This window comes from Ferrovibrio terrae (assembly GCF_943371255.1).
GTDB lineage: Bacteria > Pseudomonadota > Alphaproteobacteria > Ferrovibrionales > Ferrovibrionaceae > Ferrovibrio > Ferrovibrio terrae_B.
Map to the genome: position 1 here is coordinate 40,591 of NZ_CALRUC010000020.1, position 6,750 is coordinate 47,340.

Consider the following 6,750-nt stretch of genomic DNA (forward strand, 5'->3'; position numbering starts at 1 on the left):
CGGCAGGTTGACTCAAGGCGTCTGGCGGCTATTGTCTCGCGGTCTCGCCGACCCGCATTTTCCAAGGACTATTTGCCATGACCGACGCCGCCATCCGCGCCCAGCTCCAGCCCGTGATCGATGCCGCCTGGGAGGCCCGCGACCAGGTCAATTTCCAGACCAAGGGCGAAGTCCGCGACGCGGTGGAAGCCACGCTGAATGCGCTGGATGACGGCAAGCTGCGCGTGGCCGAGAAGATCGACGGCAAGTGGGTGGTGCACCAGTGGGCCAAAAAGGCCGTGCTGCTGAGCTTCCGCCTCACCGACAACATGCTGATTTCGGATGCGCCGGGCGGCGCCAGCTGGTTTGACAAGGTGCCGTCGAAATTTGCCGGCTGGAGCGAACAGCGCTTCCGTAGCGCCGGCTTCCGCGCCGTGCCGGGCGCCGTGGTGCGCCGCGCCGCCTATATCGCCCCGGGCGTCGTGCTGATGCCGAGCTTTGTCAATCTCGGTGCCTATGTCGACAGCGGCACCATGGTGGATACCTGGGCCACGGTAGGTTCCTGCGCCCAGATCGGCAAGAACGTGCATCTGTCGGGTGGTGTCGGCATCGGCGGTGTGCTGGAGCCGCTGCAGGGCAATCCGGTGATCATCGAGGATAACTGCTTCATCGGCGCGCGTTCGGAAGTGGTGGAAGGCGTGATCGTCGAGGAAGGCGCCGTGCTGTCCATGGGCGTCTATCTGGGCGCCGGCACCAAGATCATCGACCGCGCCACCGGCGAGGTGTTTGTCGGCCGCGTGCCGGCCTATTCGGTGGTGGTCTCTGGCAACATCCCGGGCAAGCCGCTGCCCAACGGCCAGCCGGGTCCGTCGCTGTACTGCGCTGTGATCGTCAAGCGCGTCGACGCGCAGACGCGTTCCAAGACATCCATCAACGAACTGCTGCGCGACTGATATCGCATAGGTGGTGTCGCGCTGCCCGTCAGCAGACATTGTCGGTAGAACCGGCGGCGCGACAACCCTTCCTTAACGCAGAGCGGCGAGGCTTCAGGCTCCTGTTATCCCGAGTCGGTCATGTCGCTTCCGCCCGCCAAAACCCGTCGTATCGATCCCGGTGCCTTTCGCCGTTCCACCATCCTGGTGGCCGAGGGTGACCGCGGCCTGCGTCGCACGCTGCGCGATGTGCTGCTCGGCATGGGTTTCCCCTCCATCATCGTGGCCGGCACTGCCGCGGAAGCAATACGCCAGCTGATCGAGTTCCGGCCCAGCGTGATCCTGCTGGACCACAAACTGCCCGGCAACGGCGATGGCATCGCCTTCACGCGCCGGCTGCGCCGCGAGAACGACCCGGTACCGATCATCCTGATGTGCACCAATCCCGATGCCGCGCTGGTGGCCACCGCGCGCGATGCCGGCGTGAACGAGATCGCGCGCAAGCCGCTGTCGATGGAAGGGCTGGTGCTGCGCCTGATGCATGTGCTGCAGGTGCCCCGCAAATTCATCCGCAGCAGTGCCTTTGTCGGGCCCGACCGCCGCCGCCTGCCCGACCGCCGCCGCAATGAACGCCGGCTGCAGATGCCGCTGCCGCCCGACCAGGAACGCCGCAAGCGGCCCAGCCGGCGCAGCGGCGACGAGCGCCGCAAACCCAAGACACCCAATCCCTGAAAAAAGAAAGCCGGTCGGGGCGGGGAAGCCGGACCGGCCGGGCACTATGAGCGGCGCGCCTGAGGTGATTCGCAGCCTAGGCGGCGGCGATGACGCTGGCATGACAGGCGGCAGCCTGCTGTAATCCGCCACCGCAGGCCGATGCCATGAATTAGTCCGCTTGCATTACTGTTATTCCCCGCTACAATCCGGCACACAATAAAAGCCCGGCCGCCAAGAGCCGTGGGCAGGGAGGATCATCATCGTGCCAGTTGCCGCCCGGAATGCGCCGATGCGCAGGCCGAAAGCCGAGGTCGGAGTAAAATCCGAGCGTCGCGGCAGTGCTGCGCCGGTGGATTACGGCACCCTGCCCAACCATGTCGGCTATCTGCTGCGCCTGGCGCAGCTGCGGGTGTGGGAGGATTTCTATGGCCGGCTGGGCGATACCGGAATCAGCCCGGCGCTGTTTTCGGCCCTGATGCTGGTCGAGCGCAATCCCGGCATCCAGCAAAGCCGCCTGGGCGAAGCCCTTGGTGTCGCCCGTTCCGGCGCCATGACGATGACCGACCGGCTGGAAGGCCTGGGCCTGGTCGAGCGCCGCGCCGACCCGCATGACCGGCGCGCCTATGGCCTGTTCCTGACCACAGACGGCCAGCGCCGCATGGCGGAGTATATCGCCCGCGTCCAGCAGCATGACGCCAAGATCAACCAGGTGCTGAGTGGCGAGGAGCATGCCACCCTGATGCGGTTGCTGCACAAGTTTACCGCCGCGCCGGCCCCGATCACGCAGGAACGTGCCCAGAAAGTGGAAGCCGCAGCCCGTTCCGCAGCAGAGACTGATCCAGTAGCATCGCGTACCAAGCGCACCGCCCATACAGGGCGGGCGTCCTAGACAACGGTTCCAGGGAGGAAAAACCAATGAGCACCAAGCTTACCCGCCGCCAATTCGCGGCCACTGCCGCCGGTGCCGCGCTTGTCGCCGGCACCGCGCCGTTCAACATCGTGAAGGCCCAGACCGGCGCGCTGAAGATCGGCTCGATCCATCCGCGTTCGGGCTTCCAGGCCCAGCTCGGCATCGCCTGCCAGCGCGGCATCGACCTGGCGCCGCGCGTACTCAAGCAGCTCGGCATCAACGCCAATGTCGAGATCATGAATGCCGATACCGAATCCAACGTCGACGTGGCCCGCGCCCGCGCCGAGAAGCTGATCAATGACGGCGCCAATGTGCTGATCGGCGCCTTCGACAGCGGCCAGTCGGCCGCCATCGCCCAGGTCGCCGAGCAGAAGGGCGTGCCCTACATCATCAACGTGGCCGCCGCGCCGCAGATCACCGAACAGGGCTACAAGTTCGTGTTCCGCAACTTCCCGACCGCGCCGATGCTGGTCGGCGACGGCCTCAACCTGATGAAGGGCGTGTTCGAGAAGAGCGGCATCACGCCGAAGACCGCCGTGTTCATGCATGTGAACGACACCTTCGGCCAGTCAATGGCCGGCGCGATCAAGGCGATGGCGCCGCGCTTCAACCTGCCCTTCCAGATCGTCGAGACCATTGCCTATGATCCGCAGGCCAAGGATCTCTCGGTCGAGATCGCCAAGGCCAAGGCCACCGGCGCCGAAATGCTGATGCCGGTGACCCGCCTGAACGACGCCATCCTGATGATCCGCGAGATGGTGAAGCAGCGCTGGGACCCGCAGATCGGGATGAGCCCCGGCGCGCCGGGCTTCTAGGAGGGCCAGTTCTACAAGACGCTGGGCAAGTTCTCGAATTACCTGCTGACCAATGTGCCGTGGTACAACCCGCGCTCGACCCTGACCCAGAAGCTGCTGGACGAGTTCACCAAGAGCTACAAGAACGAGCTGTTCGAGCTGAATGTCGGCTTCTCGTTCGAGGCCGTCATGGTGGCCGTCAATGCGCATAACGCCGCCAAGAGCACGGCGGGTGCGGCGCTGGCCGATGCGATCCGCAAGACCAACATCACCGATCACGTGATGGCCGGCGGTCCGCTGCAGTTCAACGAAAAGGGCCAGAACGTCAACATCAAGTCGGTGACGCTGCAGAATCTCGACCAGCGCCCGAAGGTGGTTCTGCCGCTGGATATCGCGGAAGACAACCTGACCCTGCCGCTGCCGAGCTGGACCAAGCGCAGCTGATCGACCATAACCACGCGACACCATTTCGAAGAAACCGATGCCCATAGATTTGATTGTTACCGTTGCCGTACAGGGCATTCTGACCGGACTGGTCTATGGCCTCATGGCCCTTGGCCTTTCGGTCATCTTCGGGGTGGTGCGCGTGGTCAATTTCGCCCATGGCGAGATGATGACGATTGCCTCCTATGCCGCGATCGTCGCCTTCGGCGCCTGGAATATCGATCCGCTGGTATCGATGATCCCGATTGCCGTGCTGCTGTTCGCGCTGGGTTATGCGATGCAGGCGGCCCTGATCAATCCCTTCATCAACCGGCCGGAGCACAGTCAGTTCATCCTGCTGGCCGCCGTGGCCATCATCATGGTCAACGGCCTGCTGATGATCTTCGGCCCCGATGCCCGCAACGTGCTGGTCGATTACGCGCTCGACTCCATTGAAGTCGGCCCGCTGCTGATCGACAAGGTGCGCGTCATCACCGCCACCCTGGCGCTGGCGATCACCGCCGGGCTGTTCGCCTTCTTCAAACTCAGCCGCATCGGCAAGGCGATCCGTGCCTGCGCCGACAACCATATGGGCGCCCTGGTGGTCGGCCTCAACGTCAAGCGGCTCTATGCACTCACCTTCGGCATCGGTTCGGCCTGCGTCGGCGCCGCCGGCGCGATGATGACGCTGCTGATCGACACCACGCCCAATGTCGGACCGGTGTTCACCCTGCAGGCTTTCGTCATCGTCATCATCGGCGGTCTGGGCTCGATGCCCGGCGCGCTGCTGGGCGGCGTGCTGATCGGCCTGACCGAGGCGATGGCCGGGCTGTTCTTTGCGCCCTCGGCCAAGACGATGTTCGGCGTCGCCATCCTCATTCTCGTACTTTTATTCAGGCCGCAGGGCCTGCTGGGACGCAAAGCATGATCGCGCGTCTGACCGAAGGCGTGCCGCAGCGCGCGCTCATCCTGCTTGGCCTGTTGCTGGCCGCCATGCTGGCCGCACCGCTGCTGGTTGGCGATTACGGCCTCTCGGTGCTGATCCTGGTGCTGTATTTCGCCTATACCGGCCAGGCCTGGAACGTGATGATGGGCTTTGCCGGCCAGCTCAGCCTGGGCCATTCGCTCTATGTCGGCATCGGCGCCTATGCCGCCGCCGCCCTGTATGTGCATTACGGCATCGGGCCCTGGCTCGGTGTCTGGATCGCCATCCTGCTCAGCATGTCGGCCGGCCTGGTGATCGGCTTCCTGGCTTTCCGCTTCGGCATCGGCGGCGTGTATTTCGCGCTGCTCACCATCGCCTTTGCCGAATTCACCCGCGTCGGCTTCGACCATTTCACCTGGGTGAACGGCTCGGGCGGCTTCTTCCTGCCGGTGGCGCAGTACAGCATCAACGATCCGCTCAACCTGCGCGGCTCGCCCACCATGTTCTATTACATCCTGCTCGGCATCACCGTGCTGGCCTTCCTGTTCTGCCGCTGGCTGCTGACCGGCCGCATCGGCTATTACTGGCTGGCGATCCGCGAGGAGCCTGAAGCCGCCCAGACGCTGGGCATCAACGTGTTCCGCTACAAGATGATCGCGGTGGCGATCTCGGCCGGCATGACCGCGCTGAGCGGCGTGTTCTTCGCCTTCTATTACAACAACCTGTTCCCCGAGCAGATCTTCAGCATGAACCGCTCGATCGAGCTGATCCTCGGCCCGATCATCGGCGGCATCGGCTCGCTGTTCGGCCCGATCCTCGGCGCCGTGGTGCTGACCCTGCTGGCCGAAGGCCTCACCGACATCATGGCCGCGCTGGGCTACGAACTGCCGGGCGTGAAGCTGGTGTTCTATGGCCTCTGCCTGCTGGTGGTGGTGATGTATCTGCCCAACGGCATCTGGCCGCCGTTGCGCAAATGGCTCGGCCTGGGAGAGCGGCTATGACAGCTTTGCTCACCGTCGAGGGCATCTCGAAAAGCTTCCGCGGCCTGCGTGCGGTGGATCGCGCCTCGCTGATCGTGCCCAAGGGCGGTATCGTCAGCCTGATCGGCCCCAATGGCGCCGGCAAGACCACCTGTTTCAACATGATCGCCGGCGTGTTCAAACCCGATGAAGGCAGCATCACCTTTGCCGGCCAGAGCATCGCCGGCCTGCGGCCCGACCAGATCTGCCATGCCGGCATCGGCCGCACCTTCCAGATCGTGAAGCCGTTCAAAGAACTCACCGCCCTTGAGAATGTGATCGTCGGCGCGCTGCGCACCGAGCCCAGCACGCGGCTGGCACGCAAGAAAGCCGAGGGCGTGCTGGACCAGCTCGGCATGCTGGACAAGCGCGACCAGCCGGCCGCACAGCTGACCCTGCCCGAACGCAAGCGGCTGGAAGTGGCGCGCGCGCTGGCCACCGATCCGACCCTGCTGCTGCTGGACGAGGTGATGGCCGGCCTGCGCCCGACCGAGATCAATCAAATGGTTGCCGTGTTCCGTGAACTGAATGCCAAACAGGGGCTGACAATCCTGCTGATCGAACATGTGATGCGCGCCGTGATGGCGCTGTCGCAGCATGTGGTGGTGCTGCACCACGGCCAGGTGATCGCCGATGGTGCGCCGGAGCAGGTGGTGCGCGATCCCGCCGTGCTGGAATGTTATCTGGGCGAGGAGGCCGAGGTATGAGCAGCGCGGCGCTCCGCCTGACCGATCTGGATGTTTTCTATGGCGATGCCCAGGCGCTGGACAGCGTGTCGATCGATGTGCCGCAGGGCAGCATCGTCGCCATCATCGGCGCCAATGGCGCCGGCAAATCGACCCTGATCCGCACCATCGCCGGCATCGAAACGCCGCGCCGCGGCCATATCACCTACAAGGGCGCCGAGATCGGCGGATTGCCCAGTTACAAGGTCTGCAATCTCGGCATCGGCCAGGTGGCCGAGGGCCGCCAGATTTTCCCCACGCTCAGCGTGCTGGAGAATCTGGAAATGGGCGCCCTGCTGCCGCGTGCGCGCGGCAAGGAAAAGGCCACG

Annotated in this window: 9 protein-coding genes; all 9 read left to right on the top strand. The window is 64.6% G+C overall.

Annotated features, from left to right (window positions below; genetic code table 11):
• Positions 1–77: 77 nt before the first annotated feature.
• Positions 78–932, top strand: coding sequence for a 2,3,4,5-tetrahydropyridine-2,6-dicarboxylate N-succinyltransferase (gene dapD, locus AAG799_RS06890; protein ID WP_341895070.1), 855 nt, complete (start codon positions 78–80; stop codon positions 930–932).
• Positions 933–1,052: 120 nt separating this feature from the next.
• Complete coding sequence (locus tag AAG799_RS06895) at positions 1,053–1,643, top strand: response regulator (protein WP_341895071.1); 591 nt, start codon at positions 1,053–1,055, stop codon at positions 1,641–1,643.
• Positions 1,644–1,914: 271 nt separating this feature from the next.
• Positions 1,915–2,514, top strand: a complete 600-nt coding sequence (locus tag AAG799_RS06900) for a MarR family transcriptional regulator (RefSeq protein ID WP_341895072.1) — start codon at positions 1,915–1,917, stop codon at positions 2,512–2,514.
• 26 nt (positions 2,515–2,540) lie between these two features.
• Positions 2,541–3,350 carry an ABC transporter substrate-binding protein gene (locus AAG799_RS06905; RefSeq protein ID WP_341895073.1) on the top strand — a complete coding sequence of 270 codons (810 nt, stop codon included), beginning with the start codon at positions 2,541–2,543 and terminating at the stop codon, positions 3,348–3,350.
• Between the two features lie 54 nt (positions 3,351–3,404).
• On the top strand, positions 3,405–3,773 hold the full coding sequence (locus AAG799_RS06910) for a hypothetical protein (protein ID WP_341895074.1): 369 nt from the start codon (positions 3,405–3,407) through the stop codon (positions 3,771–3,773).
• 37 nt (positions 3,774–3,810) lie between these two features.
• On the top strand, positions 3,811–4,680 hold the full coding sequence (locus AAG799_RS06915) for a branched-chain amino acid ABC transporter permease (protein WP_341895075.1): 870 nt from the start codon (positions 3,811–3,813) through the stop codon (positions 4,678–4,680).
• Complete coding sequence (locus AAG799_RS06920) at positions 4,677–5,678, top strand: branched-chain amino acid ABC transporter permease (protein ID WP_341895076.1); 1,002 nt, start codon at positions 4,677–4,679, stop codon at positions 5,676–5,678. The genes AAG799_RS06915 and AAG799_RS06920 overlap by 4 nt, the downstream gene beginning before the upstream one ends.
• Entirely contained in the window at positions 5,675–6,403 is a 729-nt protein-coding gene (locus AAG799_RS06925) for an ABC transporter ATP-binding protein (RefSeq protein ID WP_341895077.1), read from the top strand. The genes AAG799_RS06920 and AAG799_RS06925 overlap by 4 nt, the downstream gene beginning before the upstream one ends.
• Positions 6,400–6,750 (top strand): ATP-binding cassette domain-containing protein (locus AAG799_RS06930; protein ID WP_341895078.1); only part of this gene is annotated, 351 nt, incomplete at its 3' end. The genes AAG799_RS06925 and AAG799_RS06930, both read left to right, overlap by 4 nt.